The organism is Streptomyces sp. Ru73 (assembly GCF_002920575.1).
Lineage (GTDB): Bacteria > Actinomycetota > Actinomycetes > Streptomycetales > Streptomycetaceae > Streptomyces.
On record NZ_PQSQ01000015.1, the window covers coordinates 91,128 to 114,132 of the forward strand.

Sequence of the window (23,005 nt, forward strand, 5' to 3'; positions counted from 1 at the left end):
AAGGGCACTGACCGCTGCCGCCGGGCACCCGTCACCTCACCACCCGGCAAGCCCCCGCTGGCCTGGGCGACTTCCTCCCTCACCCGTAATGGGCGGGGACGGGCCGCCTCACCTGCGCTCGTGGGCACAGATCTGCCGTCTCTGGGCACAAGCTCTGGACACAAGTCTGTGCACAGAAGTGTGCGTGCCTGAGCGCATACCTCTGTGCACAGTTTTCGGAGCCGTTCCGTCACGACGGGGCGAGCGGTCACTGCGCAGCGGCGACCCCGCTCGCGAACGACGTGTCACAGACGGGCCGCGAGAAGGCCTGGGCGCGGTGCGCGACGCCGTACTTCTGAACCGCGGCACGGCCCAGCGCACGGGCGATGGACGCGCAGTGCTTGGCCAGCGACGGCCGCTTGGTGGTGGCCTCCTGGAGGTGGGTGAGGGCGGTTCCCGGGTCCTTCTCCTGGAGTTCGGCCAGCAGCTGGTCCCGCAGGACGTCCTGCGGGGCACGGTTCTGAGGCTGGTGGCTGGTCGCCGTACCGGAGGACGCGGTGAGCATCTGCGACTCGGAGGTCGGTGATGCCCACGGGACGCGGGTGACGGCGAGTGTCCCGGAGAGTACGAGGACGACGGGCAGTACGAGAGCGAGAGTTCGGCCGATACGCCGGGCTGCGGAGTTCACGTCCGTGATGGTAGCGAGCAGTGATGATTTGGCGACATTTAGTCACCCGGTCGAGGGACGAATTCGCCCGTCGCGTGCTAAATGATGTTGACGCACGCTGCTCGAAATGGCGGAACTGCCGGGGTATTTGTCGACAACGAGCAAGCCCCGTACCTCCCCACCCACCCCCTCACCTCAAACCGAAGGGCCGATCGGACCATGAGCTGCCGCCCAACTCACTCCACTCCACGGTCCCCTGAACGCCGACGGGCGGCCCTCCCCGAAGGAAGGCCGCCCGTCCACGATCTCCACCACTGGTGACTCCAGCACCAGTGATCAGTCACCTGCCACCGGGGCCACCGACTCACTCACCACCGAGGTAAGCGACTCAGCCACCGAGGTAAGCAACTCGGTCACCGAGATCACCGACAACACCGATGTCGCCGGCATCACCAGCATCACCGGGATCACCGATGTCACCAGCGCAGCGTCCCCGACTCAATCGCTGAGCCGCTCACCCGTCGACGTCGAGAAGACGTGCGTCTCACCGGCCCGCGGCACGACGTGCAGCCGGGCGCCCTTCTCCGGCACCTGCCGCCCGTTCACGCGGACGACCAGGTCCTTGACCTCGCCGCCGACCTCGGCCGTGCCGTACACGTACCCGTCAGCGCCCAGCTCCTCGACCACGTTCACGGTGATGGCCAGGCCGGCGGGCGCGTCAGCGGACTCCTTGGCCAGCGTCTTCGCCGCACCGCCGTTCTGCTCGACGACGTCGAAGTGCTCGGGACGGACGCCGACGGTGACCGTACGGTCGCCCTTGTCCGCGGCCGCGCTCAGCGCCTCCCGGCTGACCGGCACGACGCTGTTCCCGAACTTCACGCCGCCGTCGGTGATGGGAACCTCCACGAGGTTCATGGCGGGCGACCCGATGAAGCCGGCCACGAAGAGGTTCGCCGGCCGGTCGTACATGTTCCGCGGCGAGTCGATCTGCTGCAGCAGCCCGTCCTTGAGGACGGCCACCCGGTCGCCCATCGTCATGGCCTCGACCTGGTCGTGCGTGACGTACACGGTCGTGATCCCGAGGCGGCGCTGCAGGCCGGCGATCTGCGTACGCGTCTGCACGCGCAGCTTCGCGTCGAGGTTCGACAGCGGCTCGTCCATGAGGAACACCTGCGGCTCACGCACGATCGCGCGGCCCATCGCGACACGCTGCCGCTGACCACCGGAGAGCGCCTTGGGCTTGCGCCCGAGGTACTCGGTCAGGTCCAGGATCTTCGCCGCGTCCTCGACCTTCTGCCGGATCTCGGCCTTGTTCACGCCCGCGATCTTGAGCGCGAAGCCCATGTTGTCCGCGACGGTCATGTGCGGGTAGAGCGCGTAGTTCTGGAACACCATGGCGATGTCCCGGTCCTTGGGCGGCAGATGGGTGACGTCGCGGTCCCCGATGCGGATCGCGCCTGCGTTGACGTCCTCCAGGCCCGCGAGCATCCGCAGGGAGGTGGACTTGCCGCACCCGGACGGCCCGACCAGGACGAGGAACTCCCCGTCCTCGATCTGGATGTCGAGCTGATCGACGGCGGGCTTGTCGGAACCCGGGTAGATCCGGGTTGCCTGGTCATAGGTGACCGTAGCCATGGCGATATGTCCCTTCACCGGCAGGAACGTGCCGGACGATCCGAGTAAAGGAAGGAATGTGACAGCCCGGTGTGCGGGTGGTGTAGTCCACTGCACACGGACTGCCAGGGACGGTACCCGTACCGGCACCCGGTGTCAGTAGGTCGGACATCACGAAATTCCCCCGCCAGGTAACCTCTAGCCCTGGGTACACTTCACCAGACACGCCTCCTTAGCTCAGCTGGTCAGAGCACCGCTCTTGTAAAGCGAAGGTCGTCGGTTCGAATCCGACAGGGGGCTCAGAGCGCTGAACAGCGGAAACGCCCCGGACCAAGATCGGTCCGGGGCGCTTGACATCTACAGTCGACATCAGCCGGGGCAGATCTCTCGCGGCTGGTGGGGGGAGACCCGCCGCTTGAGCAACCGGTCCATGTGACTGATCGCTTCCCTCTGCGTGTCCTGCGCAACGTGCGTGTAGACATCCATGGTCATGCTGATCTGGCTGTGCCCCAGGATCTCCATCAGAACGCGCGGTGCGACGCCGGCCGCGGTGAGCAGAGTCGCGCACCCATGCCGGGCGTCGTGCAGCCGGATGGGCCGGAGGCCGGCGGCCGCGGTGAGCCGGGTGAAGGACCGGTTCAGATTCCGCGGCTCGATCGGCCGACCGTACCGAGTGGTGAAGACGAGCCCGGCCGGGTCCAGCGCCGTACCCCGCCTCTCCGCCTCGGCGGCCTGGCGAAGCCGATGCCAGCGCAGAGCAGCCAGGCAGATGAGCGGCAGCGGTACTGGCCGTACCTTCCCCGTCTTGGTCGTGTCCTGGTACAGCTCCTTGCCGATGCGCTGGAGCTGGTTGCTTATCCGGATGACCCGTCCGTCCAGGTCGACGTCCGACCAGCGCAGCCCCAGCACCTCACCGCGCCGTAGCCCCATCGCGATGGCGAGCACGAAGGCCGCGTACAGCGGGTCACTCCTAGCCTCCTCCAGGAACCTCAGCGTCTCGTCCAGAGACCACGGAGTCGTCTCCCGACTGACGACCTTCGGGGCTTCCACGAGGGAAGCGACGTTCCGCGTCACCAGTTCTTCCCTGACGGCCGCCGTGAGCGCCGTACGAAGCACGCGATGAGCTTCCTTGGCCGTCGCCGCCGATGACTTCCGTGACACCTCGGCGAGGAACACCCGGACATCACGAGGACCAAGGCTTTCCAGCCGCTTCTTACCGATCAGCGGCACGAGGTACAGCCGAATGTGCATCTCGTACTTGCTGTACGTGCTCCGCTTCCGATTCGGCTTGATCACGCTCTCCAGCCAGTACGGCAGCCACTCGGCCAGCTTGGCCGACCGAGTCGGTACGGCAATGCCGTTGCTGACCTTGTCGAGCAGGTCACGACGCTTCTCGTCGCACTCGGCCCAGGTCTTGCCGTAGGCGAACTTCCGAGCGCGAGTGCCGTCGGGCTGGAGGACGTACACGGCGGCCTGGTAGCGGCCGTCCTTCCGCTTGGTGATGGTGCCCGCCCCATTGGGGTTCCGCTTGCGCTGCTGAGCCATCAGGCGGCCTCCGCAATCTGGTCGGCGATGAACGCGCGGAGGGAGGTCGCGGGGATGCGCCGGCAACGGCCCACCTTGATGGAGACCAGGCGATGTGAGCGGATCAGGTCGTAGACCGTCGAGCGGCCGAGCTTGAGCAGGGCCATGACCTCCGGGACGGTCAGCAGCTGGTCATCGGGCACGAGTGTTCTCTCCTTCCGTGTCATCAGGGGTGAAGGCGGCGGCCAGCCATTCCTCGCCGCGTGAGAGGCCGATCCCGGCGAAGACCCAGTGGGCGAGGACGAGCGTCGTGTCCTCATCCGGGCCGTACGCGTCGTCACCGCGGGCCATGGCGGCCTGGAGGCGGCGCCACTGGGCGCGGGCTTCCCGGAGGGCGCCGAGAGTGGTCGAGTAGCGGCGGGTCTTGGTCGAGAAGTGACCGCGGAAGCCGAGCATGTGGGCCCAGGCCCGTAGACGGAGGTCCGCCAGTTCGCGCCGGGCGCCGAGGTGCCAGGCGGTGCGGATCAGCTGCCGGGCATGCTCGTTGATGTCCAGCTGGGCGAGTTCGGCCAGGAACTTGAGCGGCCGGTCGAGGGTTCCTGTCGCGATCTCGGCCCCCTTGGTCGCGTACTTGGCGACGTACGCGGCTACGGCCCGATCTGTCAGTTCGGCGGGGCCGTCGAAGTCCGCGGACCGGATGGCGCGGATGTCGAGCTGGCGGCCGAACGCGAAGTCGTACGCGCGACCGTCGATGACCGGACCGGGCACCTCGGCGGCGGTGCCGGCGGCGCGTATCGCGTCGGCCAGCAGCTCGGCGGTGGCCCAGGCCGGAGGCGGGGAGTCGCCACCTTCCGGGCCATCGATCCGGATCACCGCATGGAAGTGGATCGCGCCGCGCTTCTGGTACTCGGCGACCTTGGCGAAGGAGACGCGGGCATGGTGACGGAAGGCCCGTTGGCTCAGACCCGCGCGCTTGGCGACCTCGCGGCGCAGGTAGATGGAGAAACGGGCCCAGATCTTCGAGGCATGCGCATTCCACAGGACGGCGGCTTCGTAGTCGTACGTGTCCGGGTCGAGGGGAGTGCCCAGCTCGGGCGCATCCTCGGCGTGGCGGGTGCCGCAGCGGCAGCGACCGGAGGCCGGGCGGTTGTGTACGGGGCCGAAGCTGGGGGCGGTGAAGGTCGCGAAGACGCGTGGGTGGGTGGCGACCCGCTCCGGGGTGCCCTTGCCGCCGCGCAGTCCGGCGGTGATGAGCTGGTAGGTGTCGCGGCGGTAGATCTCGGCGCAGGAGGCACAGCGAGTGGCACGACGGTTGTTGCAGCGGACCAGCAGGTTGCCGGCGGGCAGATCGGCCGAGTGCAGTTCGTGGAGGATTTCGCCAGTGCCGCTGTGAATCTCGGTGCGGTGGCCGTCGAGCCGGATGGGGGTGGTGCACCCGCCCAGTCCGCGCAACTGGCGGACCAGGGCGGGCATGTCCCCGTGCCGGGCGAGGAAGGCGAGATCGCCGACCGGCGGCTTAGTCGGGGTGAGGTCGAGCAAGGCCGGTCACCTCGCGGCCCGGACGAGGGCGGGAGCCGGGGCGCGGCCGGTGCCCTGGCAAGTGGGGCACGTGACGGGGAACGTCTTCCGGGTGCCATCGCGGTGGCGCATGCCGGTGTCGATGGCCACGACCGGGAAGCCGTCGCAGTCGGCGCAGATGCGCGTGCGGGCAGGGGCGGCCTGGGACATGATGGGGCTTCCTTTCGATTGCGGTTGGAAGGGGCTGGCCGTCCGGGTGGCGGCGTGCTTGGCGGCTTGTGCGCCACCCGGCGGCTGGTCAGCGAGAGATCTGGGAGCCGCGGCGACCGTGGCCCTTGTCCGCGTACATCGCGGCGTCGGCGGCGCTCAGTGCATCGGTCAGGCGGGGAATCGGCAGGTCCGCCATGCGGCAGACGCCGACGGAGGCAGCCAGCGGCAGTGAGGTGCCGCGGTAAGGCAGCGGCTGGTGGAGGTCGGCCGTGAGGGCCGCCGTGTCTTCGGCGGACAGGTTGCGGACGACGACTACGAACTCGTCTCCACCGAGCCGACCGGCGACGCCGTTCCTGTCGCACCAGACGCGGAGACGGGCAGCGACCTCGACGAGCGCGGCGTCCCCGGCGGCATGGCCGTGGGTGTCGTTGAGGTCCTTGAATCGGTCGAGGTCGACGAGGAGCACGGCGGCGGTGCGGTGCCGGCGGATGAGACGTTCGGCGCGAACCGTCCAACCGGCACGGGTGTGGAGACCGGTGAGCGGGTCGCGGCGTGCGGAGGACAGACGGCGTGTGAGCAGGCTGCCGTGTATCGCCCAGCCCAGTAACGGCGTGACGGTGGCAAGGGCTTGAACGTCCATGGTCTTTCCCTTCGGGATAGCGGTTGGAGGTGGTCCGGCCCTGGCGGTGGCGGCGTGCTTGGCGGCTTGTGCGCCACCGCCAGGACCGGTCAGCGGCGCCGGATCTCCTGTCGGGCCATGCGGACCAGGAGCAGCAGCACGGCGGCGCTGACGGTCAGCGCGAGGGCGGTGAGAGCGACCGCGAGGAGCATGGAGACGGCGACCGCACCGACCACGAGGGCGATGGCTGCACCGCCGACGAGCGCCACGGCAGGCTTACTGCGGACGACCTCGGCGAACCCGTTGGACGCCGGACGCGGGGCAGCAGCGGCCTGATCGGCCGAGGTGACGACGAGAGGCGTGGGCGCGGTGTGCGTGGTGAGCGGCTGGGTGTCGGAGATGGGGTACTTGGGGCGCAGCATCGTTTCTCCCTTCGGCCCTTACTTGGTCGTGGTGTTGACCACGTCGACGCCGGTCTTGGTGGCGCCCTCGATAGCCGGGGCGATGAAGCTGTCGGCGAGCAGGAAGCCGCCGAGGAGGAGCAGGACGACCAGCCAGAGCGGCGGGCGCATGAGCTTGATGCCGAAGTAGCCGATGATGGCGACCAGGACGATCAGTGGCAGGTTCACGGTCATGGCGATGACTCCTTGCAGGTCAGGCGACGCGGCAGCGGTGCGTACGGGCGGCGAGGGTGGCGGCGGAGCGGCTGGAGTAGTCCGAGGACCAGCCGCAGCCGTCGGTGGTGCACACGGCGGCGTGGCGGGTGCGGCCGAGGCGGTCCCGGTGGGTGCCGATCTCGACGGGGCCGACGCGGGAGATCGAGTGGAAGAAGTCGCGAGCAGGCACGTGTCTGCGTCCTTTCGGGTCAGGTGAGCTGTGCGGCGATCTGGTCAGCGAGTACGGGCGGGACGCCCAGCCGGGCGCGGAGGGTGTCGGTGTCGATGGGCGAGCCGGTCCGGTCGCGGTGTGCGTCGGCGACCTTCCGCGCGTGCTCGACCAGGGCGGCCGGGACGGTCGGAGCGGGGCGAGCAGGGGCGGGTGCCGGAGACGGGGCCTTGACGGGTTCGGCCGGTTCGGCGGACTCAGGGCTCGCAGCAGGTTCCGGCTCGACGGTGGGGAGGGCCGGCGCGGTAGTCGGCTCGACCGGAGACGAAGACGGGGCCGGAGCCGGTGCAGCGGACGCGGATGCTTTCGCCCGTTCGACCTCGACCGCTGCCGAGGCATCAGCCGCTGTACCTGTCTCGCTTGCCGGCTGGTGGGCGAGGAGCGTCCCGCCGAGGAAGGCCAGCGCGGGCCATCCGGCGACGAGGATGCGCAGCCAGGCCGGTACCGCGCTGAGGTCGAGGAGGCCGGCAGTGGCGACGTTCGCGCCGAGCGAGGCAGAGAGGGCGACGGCGAACCATGTCCAGGCGGCCTGTCGGTTGCCGCCCGAAGCGCGCAGGGTGCGAAGTCGGTGCCAGGCGGCGACCAGGAGCAGGTCTACCGAGACCGGGTAGGCCCAGGCTTTCCACCCGTCCTGTCCGGCCGCTTCGGCGAGATCATGAAGATGGGCGAAGGACAGAGCACCGGCGATCACGGCCTGCACGAGTACGGCGTCGGGCCGGAGCGAGCGTGACACGGGTCCTCCTTCCGATTTCAGGCATGGCGGGAGTAGGGACACGGCGCGAAGCGGTCGCGCCGACCGGTGGGAGCTGGAGAGATCAGGCTGTAGCCGGAGCAGATCCGGTAGCCGGGACGGCTTCCTTGCCGGTGCTCAGCGGCGGCAGAACGGGACGGAACTCGGCGAGCTCGGGCAGTTCGGGAGTGCGGTCCGCATGGGCGTGACAAGCGCTGACGGCCTGGCGGAGCGTGGTGAACGGCGTCCGGGTGCGGACCCAGCCGCCGGAGGAGTCACCGGCGATGGCCATGCCGGGCATGTCCTCGGGGATCTGGATGGCGGCCAGCACGGCGTCCGGGGAGATGTCGCCAAAGGCCATCTTGGCCGACGCCTCATCGTTGACCCGGTGCGCGATGCGGCCGGTCAACTGGGCCCGCAGCATGGTGATGCCCTTGCCCAGGTCCGAACCGAACCGCTGACCACAGATCTCGACGTAGATGCCGGCAGCGCGGCCGAGCTGGGTGAGACGGACGAGTGACGTGATGATCCGGTCTCGGCGCTTCTCCTCTTCCTTGGTGGTGAACAGGGCCAGCTCGGCCACCTCGTCGACCAGGAGGACGACGGGCACCGGCCGCAGGTCTTCCGGCAGGCCCCAGATGTCGGCGGTGATTTCCGCGTCCGGCACATCCGCACTGATGCGCTGCTCGCGGCGGATGATCCTGTAGGTGTTGGCCATCCTCACCACCAAGGCATCCAGCAGCTCGGCCGCATCATCGGCGTTGTCGGCGAGCGCGGAGAACCGTCGCGCCAGTGGTGCCAGCTCGACGCCTTCCTTGCAGTCGATGCCGACCAGGGCCACGTCCAACGGGGCCAGCTCGGTGACCAGGCGGCGCTGGTAGACCGACTTCCCCGAGTGCGTGGCGCCGAGGTTCAGCGAGTGCGGAACCTGCCGGTAGTCGCGGTAGTGCACCGAACCGTCATCCCGAAGCGCCACCGGTACTCGCAGACCTTCGCGGTTCACGCGAGCGGGCATCTGGACCCGCTTCAGCACGTCGTAACCGGTCATGCTCAGTTCCACCACACCGGAACGGACTTCACGCGAGACCACACCGTGCATCGCGAAGGAGTGCCGCAACCGGTCAGCCGAGGCCGCGAAGTCGAAGGCGTCCTGCCCCGGCCGCATCTTCAGCCGGAGGACCAGGCCGGTTCGGGTCGCTCGTATCCGGAGGAGGCGTGGAGCCCGGTCGCCGGGAACCTCACGCCGGGTGACACGGGCCAGCGTCAGACGCCAACGTGCGGGCGGAACGGTCAGCCCGCACGCCTCCATGACCGACCGGTACCGGACGAGGACTCGGACCAGGGCGAAGGCGGCACCGAAGATCAGCCAGTACCAGGCCCGGTTCCGCCACCGAAGGATCTGCGCGGCGGTCACCACGACCAGCAGGACGATCAGCGTCTCCGACATGGCGGTCAGCTCTCCGCGCCGGCGGCGACCGGGTTCAGCGGAGTGATGGCCACGGTCCGGAAGGCGATGCCGAACCGCTTCTCACCGTTGAAGGTGTTCTCCCAGTCCCGTGCGCGGAGCCCGGTCACGGCCACCGGCATCCCCGGAACCAGTCCGCTCTGGATGCCCGTCTCAGGCACGCTCACCGTGTAGAGGTTGGCCTCGCCCTCGTCCGCGACGGTCAGGCCGATGGTCACCATCTTCGCGCCCGTCTCCCGGTCGATGGCGACCTCACCGGTCTCCCGGTTGATCACCTTGTGCTTCGGCTCGACGGCGACGAACACGACGGCGGTCGAAAGGTCGATCTTGAACGAAGACATGCAGACTCCTGGGTCGAAGAAGTTGACGTACTTAGTACGTCAGGTTCGATAACGAGAGTGCACTTGTCATGCCAAGTAAGTCAAGTGGCTTCTCGACTCGTGTCAGTCAGTTGTGCTGCACTTGGTACGACAACCGCGAAGAGGGGTTATGGCCGAGTTCACTGGACAGCTGCCGGCGTACATGCAGATCGCCAACCGGATCAAAGCCGAGATCCGGGCAGGCGAGCGGGCGCCGGGCGACAAGCTCCCGTCCGAGGCGGAGCTGATGCGGGAGCACTCCGTGTCGCGCACCGTCGCCCGTCAGGCGATCTCCCGCCTGCGTGAAGACGGATTCGCCGTCTCCCACCAGGGCAAGGGCAGCTTCGTCGCCAATCTCGAAGAGGGCGCGCAGCGGCGTCCCAGCTCCGAGTACGAGCAGATCACCGAGCATCTCGACCAGGTCCTTCGTGACGTCCGCGACCTCGCTCGGCGCATGGACGCTCTTGAAGAGGTAGTCCGTCGCCAGACCGCAGGCTCCTAGCCAGCGCATCGGCCCGTCGGGCGACCTCTTGCACCTCCCGGCCCACCAGCTCGATCCGCTTCATCAGTTCCCATCGCTCGTCCGGTGACAGTGCCACCTGGCCCCCTACGTCGTACTCGGTTCGCCAACCCCTTGGGGTGTCAACGACGGTAGGTCTCAGCCAGAGTGAGACCCCGGAAAATCTCTCCGGGGTCCGCAGAGGAAGCAGAGGGACGCTCTTCCCATGCGAGGAATGACGACGAATCTGACGATCGGCGAACGTGTCGCGTGGTACCGCCGGAGGCGCGGACTGTCCCAGGAAGTGCTGGCCGGACTGGTCGGCCGGACGGTCGACTGGCTCAGCAAGGCCGAGAACGGCCGCATCGAACTGGACCGCCTCTCGGTCATCAAGTCCCTGGCCGACGCCCTGGACGTCTCCCTGGGCGACCTCATCGCAGAGCCCACGCTCATGGAGTGGACCCCCGACAGCGGAACCAACACGGTGCCGGCACTGCGCTCAGCCCTGATGAACTACCGCCAGCTCACCCCGCTCTTCGGCCTCCCGACCGAAGGCGAACCGCCCGCGCTGGACGAGCTGCGGCGCAACGTCGCCGAAGTCTGGGACGCCTACCAGGACTCCCGATACGGCCTGGCGACCCGGCGCCTTCCGCTCCTGCTGACCGATGCGCTGATCGCCGGGCAGGCGTACGAGGGCCAGGAGCGCGAGCGTGCCCATGCGCTCACCGCCATGACGTACCAGGGCGCCGCAATGGTCCTCACCAAGCTCGGCGAAGCGGATCTCGCATGGATCGCCGCGGACCGGGGCCTCACAGCAGCTCAGCAGTCCGGCGACGCCGTGGTGACCGGCTCCCTCTTCCGCTCAGTGGCGCACTGCCTGCTCTCGACCGGCCGCTTCGACGCCGCGGTACAGCTGGTCAGCGATGCATCGGACTACCTCCGGCCCGGTCTGGTCACAGCAAGTCCCGACTTCCTCTCCGTCTACGGGACGCTCTTCCTGGCAGGCTCCATGGCCGCGGCGCGAGCCGAGGACCGCGACATGGTCCGTTCGTTCCTCGCCGAAGCCGACCAGGCCGCGCGGCAGCTCGGACGAGACGCCAACCACATGTGGACCGCGTTCGGTCCGACCAACGTGGCCATTCACCGCGTCGCGACGGCCGGCGAACTCGGCGACATTCAGGTAGCCCTCGATCTCGGACCCCAGGTCGACACCAGCAATCTGCCGACCGAACGCCGGACCCGTCACAACCTCGAAGTCGCCCGCGCGCTCAGCTCGCACAACCGGATCGATGAGGCCCTGGCGATGGTGCTGGAAGCGGAGAGCTGGGCGCCCGAGCAGGTCCGCAGTCACTACCTGGCACGCGAGCTGGTGCTCTCCTGGGTCCGTAACCAGCGGGGCCGCCCCAGTCGGCCCATGGCCGAGCTGGCGAAGCGGCTGCACGTCGTGTGACGTATGTAGGCTCGGCGGCATGGCTGCGAACGAGCACGAAGCGAAGATGGCGCACCCCCGTATGGCGGCGGGTGCGCTCTTCTTTGACGCCGCCGGGCGGGTCCTCATGGTGGAGCCGTCGTACAAGGACTACTGGGAGATCCCGGGCGGCTACGTCGAGACCGGTGAATCCCCCTTGCAGGCGTGCGTCCGCGAGGTACGCGAGGAGCTGGGCATCACGCCGCCGATCGGTCGGCTTCTGGCCGTCGACTGGGCGCCCAACGCCAAGGAAGGCGACAAGGTCCTTTACCTCTTCGACGGCGGCCAGCTCCCGACTGACCTGCTGCCCCACATCGTTCTTCAGCCCGAAGAGCTTCTGTCGTATGAGTTCCTGGCCCGCAGCGACGTAGCCGGACGCACGATCCCGCGGCTCGCCCGACGCATCGAGGCAGCCATGGACGCCCGGGACCAGGCGGCGCCTGTCTACTTGGAGCACGGAGAGGCTCCTGCTTCCCAGGCCGCGTAGCGCAATGACCACCCCACGGCACTCGGTATCCGTCGCCGGAGTAGTCGTACGGGAAGACGGCCGCATCCTGGCGATCCAACGCGCAGACAACGGCACCTGGGAACCACCGGGCGGAGTACTGGAACTCGACGAGAGCCCGCAGGCCGGCACCCGCCGCGAGGTCCAGGAGGAGACCGGTCTCCTGGTCCAAGTCGAACAACTGACCGGCGTCTACAAGAACATGGCGCGCGGAGTCGTGTCCCTGGTCTTCCGTTGCAGCCCAGTCGGCGGCAGCGAACAGACATCTGCCGAGTCCCAAGCCGTCTCGTGGCTGACCCCTGATGAGGCCCGCGAGCGCATGAACGCGACCTTCGCGATCCGAGTCCTGGATGCCCTCAGCGCCGATGGCCCGTATGTCCGCACCCACGATGGCCAAAAGCTCATCGCGGCCGAGTGAGTAAAAACCTTCTCTACGGGTTCAAGGCGGCTCGCTCCGCTCGCCGCGCGCGGCCCGGCTCCCCGCCGGACCTGCGCTCCTGTCTCCGCCCCGCTCCAGCCCGGCGGTCCGCCCGCCTGCGCACACGAGACAGTGCGAGCACCGTTCCCATGAGGTTCATACGAGGCCGGCTGTGGCTGGGGCGGTCGGCTCCACGGCTTTAGGCAGCCACTTTGGGGCGAGCCTCTACGATCATGGCCCCAACGTCGTGCTTTACCGGGCAGGTCCACAGACTGCCCGACGCGCCGCAAGCTTACGGGGCCATGATCACTCGCCCCAAAGCAGCTCCAGCCCAAAGCCGCTCCGCCGACCTTTCAGATCGCCTGCGGCCCGCAACTAACGGTTTACCCGATTTACTCTTACGGTGGAATCGCCTATTGGATTACCTGCATCATGATCCGACACGTCGATTAGAAGCCTGAAAAGCCACACCAAACGGAGGGATCTTATAGCTCCAAAAAATATTAGATATTCCGTGATCCAGCCACCCAGGCCGATTTCCTTCCTCGTGTCCGACATCATGACAGCAAGGCAGCCGAATGAGACCAGAAGCATCGAAGTCAGTAGGCCGACCCAGTTGCGTCGAAGGTGGACGCCAAACATCTGACGCAGAACCGTCATTCGCTGACCGGAGCTAGTTGCGTACTGGCTGATTGCTGCTGTCCCGAATCCGCCAACGATCGCTGCCACTGACGCGACCGTTGCATAGATGTTCATGCGCTGATCGGCATCGTGATTGGCTAGGATGTGATGACCTTGCGCCAAAGCTAATGCGCCTACTGACAGGGCAGTCAAGGCGAAGTCGACGGCGGGGTGGTGACTCCACCTGTTGTAAACGTAGCCCCGTGCACTGCGTATCGCGCCCATGGCGCACCCCCTTCAGGCTCAGTTGGAGCCTAGGGCATGGCACTGACAGCAGCTCTCAGGTCGCGTTCGTGCTCCATAGCTGCCTGCATCACGGCCTGCACTGCTGCCTCGTACCACGGGCCCGCCCCGCCGCCGCGAGGTAGCGTCACTTGCTTGGAGGCTGTGATGTGGTCGTTGACGAAGTTGATTTTGTCTTCGACGATGCTGCCATCGGATGCGGACAGCATTACTTCGGCAATTGCCCGGTCGATAACGCCATGGGGGCCAACTAGGCTTCCGAATTCAGAGAGGAATTCATGGACGCTTGCGTGTAGACGGCGTTCGCCTCTTGCTCTCGCAGCGCTGCGGGATAGCCCTCGTCCCTTGGGGATCTTTATCGACAGCGTGATTAGCGCATCTGGGTTCTGCTTGTGAGCGTGCCGAGCGAAGTCCCCTAGCCCTTCGACGGATGTAGGGAAGATTGATGTCGCGGCAGGGCGGAGGCGCATCTCGAAAAGATTGACCGAGTCGGCCTCCTTCAATTTATCCCAGGCGTTCTTCCCTATCAGAGGGATAATTGCCAGGTCTTCTTCGATGCCTGAGCGCATTGCATTCAGCCATCGTTGTAGAGCTGTCGGCCTTGGCGCGGAAGCGCTACCCTGGATTACTCCGATTACGTTCCCGTAGGGCAGGAAGCAGACGATTGTCGTGTCGACAACGCTTCTGTTCCCGTCAAGCTCCAACGAGTCGATTTTTTGAGCTTCGTAATCGATTTGCTGCAAGTCGCCGTCGCGGAGGCGAGCTAGCACTAAGTGCTTACCTTGCGAAGAGTTAATGGGCTCGCCGATGTACACATCATCATCGTGTCTCATGTGCCGCTCATGCACCGTCAGGGCGCCGAGGTTGTCTAGTACAAACCCCCAGTCAAGACGGTCAAAGCGGAGGTGGCCGGCATCTTTCGCTCGGACGACCTCATAGAAGGCGACGGTCTTTTTCCGCTGTCCGCTCAACTCGGCCCCCCAGCGCGCGTTGGTCATGTGCATCTGTCACATGCAGAGGATCAGTATGGCGAGTGCATGTGATGGTTCGTCAACCGGATCGGGCGACTCAGTGACCGAGTCGACACGGGGAGTCGCTCCTCCGGCAGGCCCTGAGAGTGATTGGCAGGTTAAGAGTCGGTCTTGCCCGCATCGACTAGGGCTTCGTGGTGGTGCCAGATGAGGAAGCGATCCTCCCGGCGGAGCTCTGCAGAGCCCCACTCGACTCTCACTACGCCTCGCTCCATCGAGCAGGCGTAAGCGATGAGAACGAGACGAACCCCTGCGGGGATGAGTCCGAGGTCAGGGGAAAGCTCGGTGTCGTCGAGCTCATCCAAACCGAGGTCGAACGATTGCTGCATCGGCTCTGGCCCATGGCGGCGAATGAGATCCGCTCGGAAGCCCCTCGCACGCCTGAGGCGTGCGGCCGTGACGGGGACGTTCTGCTTCGCATAGCGGATTGGGTAGACGAGATGGTTGCGAACAAGCATGATCGTCCGCCCCTGCAGACGTAAAGAGTCTCCGTAGGGGGCAAGGCCGGTGGCTAACTCCTCATACTGAACTGCGTGCAGACCATGACCGTACGCCTCTAGCGTCTGTGTGTGCACGCCTTCCTGGCCATTGCGAGCCCTGTCGTGGGCCCGTGCCAGGCAGGCAGGGATGATGTCGACCAAGTTGCCGGCCACATCACCGAAGGTGTTCTGGGCCCACTGACTTACAGATCGCACGACAGAACGCTCCTCCCCCACATGGCGCCGGAGCGCCCAGCAGCATCGAGTCAAACCGTGCGTGACCCTTGCGAGGTAGGCAAGGGCGCACCGAGGGCGCAGCTGAAGCGGCAGAAGCACAGAGATGACGACATCTACTGTCGACATCAACAGGGACGGTCGGTTGGACCCACCACTGACCTAGCGCGGTCGGACCGAGCGTGGGTGAGTCTCAGGGCAGCGGGCCTTGATCGAACTTGGAAAGCGAAGGTCGTCGGTTCGAATCCGACAGGGAGCTCAGAGCGCTGAACAGCGGAAACGCCCCGGGCCGTGGTTGGTCCGGGGCGTTTCGTATGTCGGCTGGTGGGTCGGTCCGGCTTGTGCCTTGGGGAAGCCATCAGCGGGTCTCGTGTGCCGGGGGCCGGGGAGCGGTTAGTGGGCGCTCGGGCTCGCGCACGTTCACGGCGTTGGCTCCGCGGCTGCGCTGGTCCGCGTGAGTTGCCGCGGTGTTGGCCGGGTGGTGGGGCTCGGGTGGGGGCGCTTATCGGCAGGGGTGAGTTTTCTGGTGTGGCCGGGTGGTGGGGGCCTGGGTTTTTAGACTGCTGGTTCCTTCGCTCGTCGGTTCGGGGCGGGGGTAGGGGTTGGCGAGCCGAGAGAAGGTAGGGCGATGGGGGAGAGCCGTGAGGAAGAGGCGGTTTCCAGGGAGGACATGCGTGCCGAGTGGCGTGCCATTGTCGAGGCCGGGGAGGCCGTACCGGGGTCGGGTCTCGCTGCGCTGAGCGCTCGTATGCGGGCCACCGGGAACTGGCCGGAGGACCTTCGCTCGGCGCCGGTGATCATCGACACGGACATCGGTGGCGATGCGGACGACGCCCTGGCGGTCGTGGCGGCGGCCCGTTCCCTGCCGCGGCTGGCTCTGGTGCTCACCAGTGACGAGACCGGGCCGGCCGTGGGGTATGGCGAGAGGGCGAGGTTCGCGAGGTACCTGCTGGATCTGACCGGTCGTACGGACGTGGCGGTCGCATCGGGTGTCTCGCTCGGTGACACCCGGTACTACTGCGCGGACGGTCTGGTGCCCGACGAACTCCCTCGCCAGCCGGCCGACGTCGTGGCGGCGGTGCGGGCCGTGTGTGCGGCGGTTCCGGGCCCAGTCCAGTGGGTCGGCATGGGCCCGCTCAGTAACCTCGCGCTGGTTCTGGAGGCCGCTCCCGAGCTGGCTCCCCGGCTCCACGTGACCCAGATGGGCGGGGCCCTGAACTACCGGGACCCCAGCCGCGCCGAGCACAACTTCCGACTGGACGTCCCGTCCGTGCACAAGGTCTTCGAGGCGGTGGGCACCGGCCTGCTGCCGACGCCGTACTTCGTCACGTCCGAGGTCACATTCACCTCGGAGATGGAGGTCACGGCCGAACACCCGGTGTACGGAGCGCTGGCCGCGCCCGGGGCGCCGGCCTGGGCAGGCCTGCTGGTGGCGCACATGCGGCAGTGGTTCGCACGCTTCCACCCGGGGACCATCCAGCACGACGCGCTGACCCTGTCGGCCGCGCTCCAACTGCCCTTCGTCGACTTCGACAAGATGCCGGTGGCGCTGGACGGCATCGGGCGGACCACCCGCGCCGACACCGGCGTGCCGGTCTGGCTGAGCCTGTCCGCCCATTACCCCGCTTTCATGCGGTGGCTCTCCCAGCGGCTCGACCCGGCTTGGGAACCGTCGGAAGCGGGCGCCTGATGGCGGCGCGTCCCGTCGATGAACTGTACGGCCATGTGGCCGACATCCATACGGCTTACGGGCTCACGGACCCCGACCAGCGCCGGGCGGCGGAGGAGGCGTACGAGGTCTTCCGTGAGCACAGCGGTCCGTTCATGGTGTCCGTCGCCGCGGAGATGCTCGACGATTTACGGGCGGACGTACGGCAGAACCCCGACAGGGTGATTGCCTTCCTAGGCCGGGACGGACACAGCCTGGCCGCGGCCGTGCGCGGGCTTGATCCGGAATTCTTCGACCGGCACTGCCGTGAGGTGGTGGTGTCCAGAGCCGTGGTCGATGCGGCACTCCAGGACCTGGAGAAGAACATCGGCGCGAGTTTTCCGGAGGCCGAGCCGTTTCGCGGTGCCCGCAACAAAGTGAATCCGGCGGACGTCGACGGTTCTTATCGGTACCTCACGGACTATCTCCGTGTTTCGGGAGTACCGATGGGGCGGCCCGGCAGTTCGGTCGTTCTGGTCGACACCAGTTTCAAGGGTACGGTCCAGGAACTGATGACTGCTGCTTACCCGCAGACGGAGATCCAGGGCCGTTACGCATTTCTGGCGCTCTCCCCGGACGACCCGCACCCGGCGGCCAAGAAGGGTTACGTGTTCCATCAGGAACCGGACGCCGTCTGGCACGGGCTTCCGCAGTCGTACCTGCCGGAGCAGCGGTCACAGACCTTTGGGAACCAGGACGCGCTCGGCGTCATCGAGGAAACGCTGCACGGGCCGATGGGCAGTCCGCTGAGCGTCACCGCACAGGGACCTCGGCAATTACCACAGCAGTTGGAGCAGCAGCCGCTGGCGGGCATCAACCCGGTGGTCATCGCGGACCAGTACCGTGATCCGAAGGTGCGCGAGGCGGTCAAAGCGGCTGCCGTACTCGCCGTGTACGACAGCGCGCTGGAAGCGGCTCGGAACCGGGACGCGGGCCATGACTGGAAAGGCGCATTACGCCAGGCGCGCGAAAAATTCACCGATCAGGTGCGGTCCTGGGTGTCCCGGGACGGCCGGACCGATGCCAGGCTCGCACCTGTCCTGGACAGCTTCGTCCGGCGCGCCGACAAGAACATCATCAAAGACCTCGACAAGGCACTGCAACGGGCGGGCGTGAACCAGCGGGAGGCCGAGCCGTTGTGGAAACGGTTCGGGGAGCTGACGGAGCCGGCCGAGAAGAAGCAGTTCCTCCGGGACGCGGTCACGCCGACGCCCGGGAGCAGGAAGACGCCGCAGGAGCATTTGCGCGCGGTAGTGGCCGCATCGGCCGTCTCCCATTCGCGGGGAGCCGGCGGCGCGGTTGCGGGGACGTCGGTGGCCGAGTTCGCGAGCCTGCACCTCAGGGGGAAGTCCACCAGAAATCCTGCGCCGGGTGCGCAGAATTCCTCGAATGGTCCGCAAAGTGCCTCGACGTCACGGGCCGACAAAAACCCGGGCGTTGTGCCGCGGCGGGTACCACGTCAGCCCGGTAGGGCCTCATCGGGTGGCAACGGCCCAACCGGCGGAACCGGCGGACGGGGCGGACCCGGCGGAACCGGCGGACATGGCGGGCGCGATGGACACGGCGGAAGCGATCGGAACAGTGGGAACAACGGTGGGCCGAAGCGCTGAGCCGGGGTGGGTGATGGGTCAGCTGAGGTGATGGGCTGGAGGGCGTGAGCCAGCCCATCCGGTGTCGTCCGTGACCGTGTGCCGGCGTCGGCCGACCGCGGCATCTCGGTGTTCACAGTGTTGGCGGTGTTGATCGAGGGCAATCGGAGCGGTTGCGGCGTAGGTTCGCGGTATGGCGACCTTTGAGGGGACTGCGGAAGGGCGGGGTTCGGGGATGACGGACGGTGCGGGTGTGGGGGGCCGGGGTGCCGGGCGCGCTGGCGGGCTTTCGCGTGCGGATTATGAGCGGCGGATGGTGCGGGCCGGGCGGGCGGCGGCGGATGCGGGGTTGGCCGGGCTGATCGTTACGCCGGGGCCCGACCTGGTGTGGCTCACCGGGTACCAGCCGACTGCCGTCACCGAGCGGCTGACCGCCCTGGTCGTGGCCGTCGACCGGCGGCCGCGGCTGCTGGTGCCCGTACTGGAGCGGGCCGACGCGCAGCATGCGGCCGGGGCCGGCGCGACGGAGATCGTGGGGTGGCGGGACGGCGAGGACCCGTACGCGGTGCTGGCGGAAATGCTGGAGCCGGACCGGCGGTACGGCATTTCCGATTCCGCGTGGGCCATGCATCTGCTCGGGCTGCAGCGGACGCTGCCCGGCAGCGCGTACTCCTCGCTGACCGAGGCGCTGCCGATGATGCGCGCGGTCAAGGACGCGTACGAGGTGGAGTGCCTGGCGGCGGCGGGTGCGGCGGCGGACGCCACGTACGAGGAGATCCTGGGCGTGCCGTTCGCCGGGCGCCGGGAGTGCGACGTGGCGGCGGACCTCGCACGACTGCTGCGCGAACACGGGCACAGCCAGGTGGACTTCACGGTGGTGGGCTCCGGGCCGAACGGGGCCGACCCGCATCACGAGGCCGGCGACCGTGTCATCGAGGACGGCGACATGGTCGTACTGGACTTCGGGGGCCTGAAGGACGGGTACGGGTCGGACACGACGCGCACCGTGCACGTGGGGGAACCGACCGCGGAGGAGCGGAAGGTGCACGACATCGTGCGGGAGGCGCAGCAGGCGGCGTTCGAGGCGGTGCGGCCGGGGGCCGCGTGCCAGGACATCGACCGGGTGGCCCGGAAGGTGATCAAGGCGGCGGGGTACGGCGAGTACTTCATCCACCGGGTCGGGCACGGCATCGGTGTGACGACGCACGAACCGCCGTACATGGTCGAGGGGGAACACCTGCCGCTCGTACCGGGGATGTGCTTCTCGATCGAGCCGGGGATCTACCTGCCGGGGCGGTTCGGGGTGCGGATCGAGGACATCGTGACGTGCACGGAGACGGGCGGGCGCCGGCTGAACAACACGGCTCGGGAGATGGGGATTGTGGGGTAGGGCCTCCTCGGCTCCCGGGGAAGCCTCCTGCTGCCGGGCAGGGCAGGCCGGGGGTTGCGGGGTGGGTGGAGGCGTTTTCGCAGGTCGGTTCGCTGGTCGGGGGGATTGTCAGTGGTGGGGTGCACGATGGTTCGGACGGGAGCGGAGACGGAGCCGCGCGGAGGCTGAACGGCGCGGAGAACGGTGGTGGTCGGTGGCCGCGCGTGGCGCCAATGCCGGACGGACGAGGCGAGCAGTACGGCGGCCGGAGGTGCGGCTGCCCGAGCTGACGGCGTACGAGGGAGGGGAGTGGGAGCCGGAGGGGGACTACGACGGGCTGGAGTTCGCCGACGCGGACTTCGGGGGACAGTCGGCGCGGGGCGCCCGGTTCCTGGACTGTGCGGTGCGGCGGTGCGCGTGGGACGAGACGGTGCTGAGCCGGGCGCGCTTCATCGACAGCGTGCTGGACGGCGTACGGGGGGTCGGCACGGACCTGTCGGGGGTGTCGCTGCGCGACGTTGAGGTGCGGGACGCGCGGCTCGGAGGTACGCAGCTGCACGGTGCGGTGCTGGAGCGGGTCGTGGTGCGCGGCGGGAAGATCGACTTCCTGAACCTGCGGAAGGCGAAGCTGCGGGACGTGGCGTTCGAGGAGTGCGTGCTGGTGGAGGCGGACTTCGGCGGGGCCGAGCTGGAGCGCGTGACGTTCGACGGCTGCACCCTGACGCGTACGGATTTCAGCGAGGTGCGGATGCGGGACGTCGATCTGCGGGGTGCCGCGTCGTTGGGCATCGCTCGGGGCGTCGACCGGCTCGCGGGCGCGGTGATCAGCCCGTCACAGCTGATGGACCTGGCGCCGGCCTTCGCGGCTCAGGTGGGGGTGACGGTGGAGTAGCGGAGTGGGGGGGGGCTCGCCGGGGCGTCGGGCGGCGGCTCAGGCACGGGGGGCTCGCGGGGAGCAAGGGCGGGAGTAGGGGCCGCGGCGGGGGAACAGGAACGGGGGAGTGGGGGAGTTGGACGGTCGGGGGTTGATCAGACGCGGGGGAAGCGGGCCTGGAGGTCCCATACGAGGGGGTTGTCGGCCAGCCCGTCGTGCATGTCCGTGAGGTCGGCGATCAAGTCGTGCAGGAAGTCGCGGGCCTCGCGGCGCAGCGCGGCGTGGTTGAAGCTGAGCGGGGGCTCGTCGACCGGCATCCAGTCGGCGGTGACGTCCACCCAGCCGAACCGGCGCTCGAACAGCATCCGGTCGGACGACTCGGTGAAGTCCAGCTCGGCGTATTGCGGGCGGGCGGCGCGGCTGCCGTGCGGGTCGCGGTCGAGCTGCTCGACGATGTCGCAGAGGGCCCAGGCGAAGTCCAGTACCGGCACCCAGCCCCAGGCCGTGGAGATCTCCCGGTCCGACTTGGTGTCGGCGAGGTAGACGTCGCCGCAGAACAGGTCGTGGCGCAGCGCATGGGTGTCCGCGGTGCGGTAGTCCGTCTGCGGGGGGTCCGGGAAGCGCCGGGAGAGCGAGTAGCCGAGGTCGATCACGTAGGTGATGGTCGCATGCCGGTTGAGGTGATCGCTCGCGGGTGATCGCTCGGCGGATCGCCGGGGGACCACCCGAGGGGACCACCCGAGAGGACCACTCGAGGGGGCACCTGGGGTGGGCGGGCGTTTCCGTTCTGGACTGGGGGGCTGTGAGTGGGTGGTTGTGGTTGGCGGTTGGGTGCGGGCCGCCCCCCCAGGGCGCCCGTACGGAGGGGACGGCCTGCGCACCCGGAAAGGGGGGCAGCCGGGGCTCGAGAGCGCCCGAGAGCGGCAGGGCCATGGGTGGGACGGCCGGGCTGACGTTGCCGACCGGGGGCGGGGCAGTGCCGGGCCTGGGGCGGAGGCCGGTGCCGGGGGCCGTGGCCCGAGATCGGGGAGCGGGGGCAGGTGCCGACCGGGGGCGGCGGTTGGGTGCCGGAGCGGTGCTGGGGGCGAATGGGGGTTGGGTGGGGAGGCCGGTACGGCTGAGGAAGCCGGGCATGGCTGGGGAGGTCGGTACCGCTGGTGCCAGAGGAGGGGGAAGGTGCTGGTCAGACGGAGTGAGTCAGTGCTGGGTCAGGATGCGGGGGCCGTCGTGGGTGATGGCGATGGTGTGTTCGAAGTGGGCGGCGCGGCTGCCGTCCGTCGTGCACAGGGTCCAACCGTCGGCTGCCGCGTAGTAGGCGTCGCTCCCGCCGGACAGGAACATCGGCTCGATGGCGAGGACCAGGCCGTGACGGAGTACGAAGCCGCGGCCGGGGCGGCCTTCGTTCGGTACTGACGGGTCCTCGTGCATGTGGCGGCCGATGCCATGGCCGCCGAAGTCCGCCGGGATGCCGTAGCCGGCGGCGCGGCCGATGCTGCCGATGGCGTGGGAGATGTCGCCTATCCGAGCGCCGACGACGGCGGCCGCGATTCCGGCCTCCAGCGCCCGCCGGGTGGCGTCCATCAGCCGCTGGTCCTCCGGGCTCGGCGTGCCGACGGCGATGGTGATCGCCGCGTCGCCCGCCCAGCCGTCCACCAGCGCGCCGCAGTCGATGCTGAGGAGGTCGCCGTCGCGCAGCCGGTACGTGTTCGGGATGCCGTGCACGATCGCGTCGTTGACGGAGGTGCACAGGGTGGCGGGGAAGGGGGTGGGGGCGAAGGACGGGCGGTAGTGGAGGAAGGGGGAGGTCGCGCCTGCTTCGCGGAGTACGGAGCGGGCGACGTCGTCCAGTTCGGTCAGCCGGGTGCCGGGGGTGGCGGCGGTACGTACGGCCGTGAGGATGTCGGCGACGACGCGGCCGGCGGGACGCATGGCGTCGAGGGCGGTGTCGGTCTTGATCTCGACCATGTCGGTGTCGGCTCCTTCGTGAGCGGGTGAGGGCGGGGGCGGGGCGGCCCGTGGCCACGGGCGTGGGCCGGCCGGCGTGCGGTCGGGATGGGGCCTCCGAGTGCCGACCGGGGGTCTCCGGCCGTCGGCCCAGGGGCCTGCCCAGGGACCGCCGACCGCCTGTCCGCCAATTTTTATACCGGTATTTGTTTACCGGTATTAGTATCACGGCATGGTCCGTACACCTCTCACTCCCTGGGAACGCGAGCGCGGCGAGCGGCTGGGGGCACTGCTCCGCGCGGCACGCGGTGACCGCAGCATGGTCGAGGTCGCGGCGGCCGCCGGGGTCTCCGCCGAGACGTTGCGCAAGGTCGAAACGGGGCGGGCGCCGAC

Annotated in this window: 27 protein-coding genes and 1 tRNA gene; 10 read left to right on the forward strand and 18 right to left on the reverse strand. The window is 68.3% G+C overall.

The window, feature by feature from the left end; all coding sequences use genetic code 11:
* Window positions 1-247 precede the first annotated feature (247 nt).
* The 3 genes from C3486_RS10035 to C3486_RS10040 form a co-directional block, all read right to left on the reverse strand.
* Window positions 248-667: a hypothetical protein gene (locus C3486_RS10035; RefSeq protein WP_103832261.1), complete on the reverse strand. Its 420-nt coding sequence runs from the start codon at window positions 665-667 to the stop codon at window positions 248-250.
* A gap of 315 nt (window positions 668-982) precedes the next feature.
* Entirely contained in the window at window positions 983-1,126 is a 144-nt protein-coding gene (locus C3486_RS37205; protein WP_181138506.1) for a hypothetical protein, read from the reverse strand.
* An 18-nt stretch (window positions 1,127-1,144) separates the two neighbouring features.
* On the reverse strand, window positions 1,145-2,281 hold the full coding sequence (locus C3486_RS10040; protein ID WP_103832262.1) for an ABC transporter ATP-binding protein: 1,137 nt from the start codon (window positions 2,279-2,281) through the stop codon (window positions 1,145-1,147).
* Window positions 2,282-2,486: 205 nt separating this feature from the next.
* Here C3486_RS10040 and C3486_RS10045 point away from each other — a divergent pair.
* Window positions 2,487-2,560 (forward strand) — tRNA-Thr (locus C3486_RS10045).
* A gap of 69 nt (window positions 2,561-2,629) precedes the next feature.
* Here C3486_RS10045 and C3486_RS10050 read toward each other — a convergent pair.
* The 11 genes from C3486_RS10050 to C3486_RS10100 form a co-directional block, all read right to left on the reverse strand.
* Complete coding sequence (locus C3486_RS10050) at window positions 2,630-3,805, reverse strand: site-specific integrase (RefSeq protein WP_103832263.1); 1,176 nt, start codon at window positions 3,803-3,805, stop codon at window positions 2,630-2,632.
* On the reverse strand, window positions 3,805-3,987 hold the full coding sequence (locus C3486_RS10055; protein WP_258052691.1) for a helix-turn-helix domain-containing protein: 183 nt from the start codon (window positions 3,985-3,987) through the stop codon (window positions 3,805-3,807). Before C3486_RS10055 ends, C3486_RS10050 begins: the two co-directional genes overlap by 1 nt.
* Complete coding sequence (locus C3486_RS10060) at window positions 3,977-5,257, reverse strand: replication initiator (RefSeq protein ID WP_103832293.1); 1,281 nt, start codon at window positions 5,255-5,257, stop codon at window positions 3,977-3,979. The genes C3486_RS10055 and C3486_RS10060 overlap by 11 nt, the downstream gene beginning before the upstream one ends.
* Before the next feature lie 72 nt (window positions 5,258-5,329).
* Complete coding sequence (locus C3486_RS10065) at window positions 5,330-5,512, reverse strand: hypothetical protein (RefSeq protein ID WP_103832265.1); 183 nt, start codon at window positions 5,510-5,512, stop codon at window positions 5,330-5,332.
* A gap of 88 nt (window positions 5,513-5,600) precedes the next feature.
* Window positions 5,601-6,152 (reverse strand): GGDEF domain-containing protein, encoded by a 552-nt coding sequence (locus C3486_RS10070; protein WP_103832266.1) that lies wholly within the window; start codon window positions 6,150-6,152, stop codon window positions 5,601-5,603.
* A gap of 89 nt (window positions 6,153-6,241) precedes the next feature.
* On the reverse strand, window positions 6,242-6,553 hold the full coding sequence (locus C3486_RS10075) for a SpdD protein (protein WP_103832267.1): 312 nt from the start codon (window positions 6,551-6,553) through the stop codon (window positions 6,242-6,244).
* An 18-nt stretch (window positions 6,554-6,571) separates the two neighbouring features.
* Window positions 6,572-6,766 carry a hypothetical protein gene (locus tag C3486_RS10080; RefSeq protein ID WP_181138507.1) on the reverse strand — a complete coding sequence of 65 codons (195 nt, stop codon included), beginning with the start codon at window positions 6,764-6,766 and terminating at the stop codon, window positions 6,572-6,574.
* Window positions 6,767-6,785: 19 nt separating this feature from the next.
* Entirely contained in the window at window positions 6,786-6,977 is a 192-nt protein-coding gene (locus C3486_RS10085; RefSeq protein WP_103832268.1) for a mobile element transfer protein, read from the reverse strand.
* A gap of 19 nt (window positions 6,978-6,996) precedes the next feature.
* Window positions 6,997-7,749 (reverse strand): DUF2637 domain-containing protein, encoded by a 753-nt coding sequence (locus tag C3486_RS10090; protein WP_103832269.1) that lies wholly within the window; start codon window positions 7,747-7,749, stop codon window positions 6,997-6,999.
* Window positions 7,750-7,831: 82 nt separating this feature from the next.
* Window positions 7,832-9,193 carry an FtsK/SpoIIIE domain-containing protein gene (locus C3486_RS10095; RefSeq protein WP_103832270.1) on the reverse strand — a complete coding sequence of 454 codons (1,362 nt, stop codon included), beginning with the start codon at window positions 9,191-9,193 and terminating at the stop codon, window positions 7,832-7,834.
* A gap of 5 nt (window positions 9,194-9,198) precedes the next feature.
* A complete protein-coding gene (locus C3486_RS10100; RefSeq protein ID WP_103832271.1) occupies window positions 9,199-9,552 on the reverse strand; it encodes a hypothetical protein in 354 nt (117 codons plus the stop codon).
* A 148-nt stretch (window positions 9,553-9,700) separates the two neighbouring features.
* On the opposite strand from C3486_RS10100, the gene C3486_RS10105 reads away from it, so the two are divergent.
* From C3486_RS10105 to C3486_RS10120, 4 genes are all read left to right on the forward strand, one after another.
* Entirely contained in the window at window positions 9,701-10,072 is a 372-nt protein-coding gene (locus C3486_RS10105; RefSeq protein WP_103832272.1) for a GntR family transcriptional regulator, read from the forward strand.
* Between the two features lie 232 nt (window positions 10,073-10,304).
* Complete coding sequence (locus C3486_RS10110; RefSeq protein ID WP_103832273.1) at window positions 10,305-11,519, forward strand: helix-turn-helix domain-containing protein; 1,215 nt, start codon at window positions 10,305-10,307, stop codon at window positions 11,517-11,519.
* Window positions 11,520-11,538: 19 nt separating this feature from the next.
* Window positions 11,539-12,024, forward strand: coding sequence for an NUDIX hydrolase (locus tag C3486_RS10115; RefSeq protein WP_103832274.1), 486 nt, complete (start codon window positions 11,539-11,541; stop codon window positions 12,022-12,024).
* Window positions 12,025-12,028: 4 nt separating this feature from the next.
* Window positions 12,029-12,460 carry an NUDIX hydrolase gene (locus C3486_RS10120; RefSeq protein WP_103832275.1) on the forward strand — a complete coding sequence of 144 codons (432 nt, stop codon included), beginning with the start codon at window positions 12,029-12,031 and terminating at the stop codon, window positions 12,458-12,460.
* Between the two features lie 935 nt (window positions 12,461-13,395).
* On the opposite strand, the gene C3486_RS36915 is transcribed toward C3486_RS10120, so the two are convergent.
* Both C3486_RS36915 and C3486_RS10125 read right to left on the reverse strand, forming a co-directional pair.
* Window positions 13,396-14,382 carry a hypothetical protein gene (locus C3486_RS36915; RefSeq protein WP_146074981.1) on the reverse strand — a complete coding sequence of 329 codons (987 nt, stop codon included), beginning with the start codon at window positions 14,380-14,382 and terminating at the stop codon, window positions 13,396-13,398.
* Window positions 14,383-14,513: 131 nt separating this feature from the next.
* Window positions 14,514-15,110 (reverse strand): hypothetical protein, encoded by a 597-nt coding sequence (locus C3486_RS10125; protein WP_103832276.1) that lies wholly within the window; start codon window positions 15,108-15,110, stop codon window positions 14,514-14,516.
* Window positions 15,111-15,756: 646 nt separating this feature from the next.
* On the opposite strand from C3486_RS10125, the gene C3486_RS10130 reads away from it, so the two are divergent.
* The 4 genes from C3486_RS10130 (at window position 15,757) to C3486_RS10145 (ending at window position 20,686) form a co-directional block, all read left to right on the forward strand.
* On the forward strand, window positions 15,757-16,818 hold the full coding sequence (locus C3486_RS10130; protein WP_103832277.1) for a nucleoside hydrolase: 1,062 nt from the start codon (window positions 15,757-15,759) through the stop codon (window positions 16,816-16,818).
* Window positions 16,818-18,446 carry an ABC transporter permease gene (locus C3486_RS10135; protein ID WP_181138508.1) on the forward strand — a complete coding sequence of 543 codons (1,629 nt, stop codon included), beginning with the start codon at window positions 16,818-16,820 and terminating at the stop codon, window positions 18,444-18,446. The genes C3486_RS10130 and C3486_RS10135 overlap by 1 nt, the downstream gene beginning before the upstream one ends.
* A 292-nt stretch (window positions 18,447-18,738) precedes the next feature.
* Complete coding sequence (locus tag C3486_RS10140; RefSeq protein ID WP_258052692.1) at window positions 18,739-19,815, forward strand: aminopeptidase P family protein; 1,077 nt, start codon at window positions 18,739-18,741, stop codon at window positions 19,813-19,815.
* A 250-nt stretch (window positions 19,816-20,065) separates the two neighbouring features.
* On the forward strand, window positions 20,066-20,686 hold the full coding sequence (locus C3486_RS10145) for a pentapeptide repeat-containing protein (protein ID WP_181138509.1): 621 nt from the start codon (window positions 20,066-20,068) through the stop codon (window positions 20,684-20,686).
* A 137-nt stretch (window positions 20,687-20,823) separates the two neighbouring features.
* Here the strand turns inward: C3486_RS10145 and C3486_RS10150 are convergent, their stop codons facing one another.
* Complete coding sequence (locus C3486_RS10150) at window positions 20,824-21,321, reverse strand: hypothetical protein (protein ID WP_103832280.1); 498 nt, start codon at window positions 21,319-21,321, stop codon at window positions 20,824-20,826.
* A gap of 544 nt (window positions 21,322-21,865) precedes the next feature.
* A complete protein-coding gene (map, locus tag C3486_RS10155) occupies window positions 21,866-22,633 on the reverse strand; it encodes a type I methionyl aminopeptidase (RefSeq protein WP_103832281.1) in 768 nt (255 codons plus the stop codon).
* Between the two features lie 211 nt (window positions 22,634-22,844).
* Between map and C3486_RS10160 the strand changes: the two genes are divergently transcribed.
* A partial coding sequence (locus C3486_RS10160) for a helix-turn-helix domain-containing protein (RefSeq protein ID WP_146074982.1) occupies window positions 22,845-23,005 on the forward strand: 161 nt, incomplete at its 3' end.

Coding starts and splice junctions, on each gene's coding strand:
- C3486_RS10105 (WP_103832272.1), top strand. CDS start 9,701: ATGGCCGAGTTCACTGGACAGCTGCCGGCGTACATGCAGATCGCCAAC.
- C3486_RS10070 (WP_103832266.1), bottom strand. CDS start 6,152: ATGGACGTTCAAGCCCTTGCCACCGTCACGCCGTTACTGGGCTGGGCG.
- C3486_RS10075 (WP_103832267.1), bottom strand. CDS start 6,553: ATGCTGCGCCCCAAGTACCCCATCTCCGACACCCAGCCGCTCACCACG.
- C3486_RS10060 (WP_103832293.1), bottom strand. CDS start 5,257: ATGCCCGCCCTGGTCCGCCAGTTGCGCGGACTGGGCGGGTGCACCACC.
- C3486_RS10130 (WP_103832277.1), top strand. CDS start 15,757: ATGGGGGAGAGCCGTGAGGAAGAGGCGGTTTCCAGGGAGGACATGCGT.
- C3486_RS10100 (WP_103832271.1), bottom strand. CDS start 9,552: ATGTCTTCGTTCAAGATCGACCTTTCGACCGCCGTCGTGTTCGTCGCC.
- C3486_RS10115 (WP_103832274.1), top strand. CDS start 11,539: ATGGCTGCGAACGAGCACGAAGCGAAGATGGCGCACCCCCGTATGGCG.
- C3486_RS10050 (WP_103832263.1), bottom strand. CDS start 3,805: ATGGCTCAGCAGCGCAAGCGGAACCCCAATGGGGCGGGCACCATCACC.
- C3486_RS10095 (WP_103832270.1), bottom strand. CDS start 9,193: ATGTCGGAGACGCTGATCGTCCTGCTGGTCGTGGTGACCGCCGCGCAG.
- C3486_RS10110 (WP_103832273.1), top strand. CDS start 10,305: ATGACGACGAATCTGACGATCGGCGAACGTGTCGCGTGGTACCGCCGG.
- C3486_RS36915 (WP_146074981.1), bottom strand. CDS start 14,382: ATGACCAACGCGCGCTGGGGGGCCGAGTTGAGCGGACAGCGGAAAAAG.
- C3486_RS10120 (WP_103832275.1), top strand. CDS start 12,029: ATGACCACCCCACGGCACTCGGTATCCGTCGCCGGAGTAGTCGTACGG.
- C3486_RS10065 (WP_103832265.1), bottom strand. CDS start 5,512: ATGTCCCAGGCCGCCCCTGCCCGCACGCGCATCTGCGCCGACTGCGAC.
- C3486_RS10040 (WP_103832262.1), bottom strand. CDS start 2,281: ATGGCTACGGTCACCTATGACCAGGCAACCCGGATCTACCCGGGTTCC.
- C3486_RS10140 (WP_258052692.1), top strand. CDS start 18,739: ATGGTGCGGGCCGGGCGGGCGGCGGCGGATGCGGGGTTGGCCGGGCTG.
- C3486_RS10135 (WP_181138508.1), top strand. CDS start 16,818: ATGGCGGCGCGTCCCGTCGATGAACTGTACGGCCATGTGGCCGACATC.
- C3486_RS10080 (WP_181138507.1), bottom strand. CDS start 6,766: ATGACCGTGAACCTGCCACTGATCGTCCTGGTCGCCATCATCGGCTAC.
- map (WP_103832281.1), bottom strand. CDS start 22,633: ATGGTCGAGATCAAGACCGACACCGCCCTCGACGCCATGCGTCCCGCC.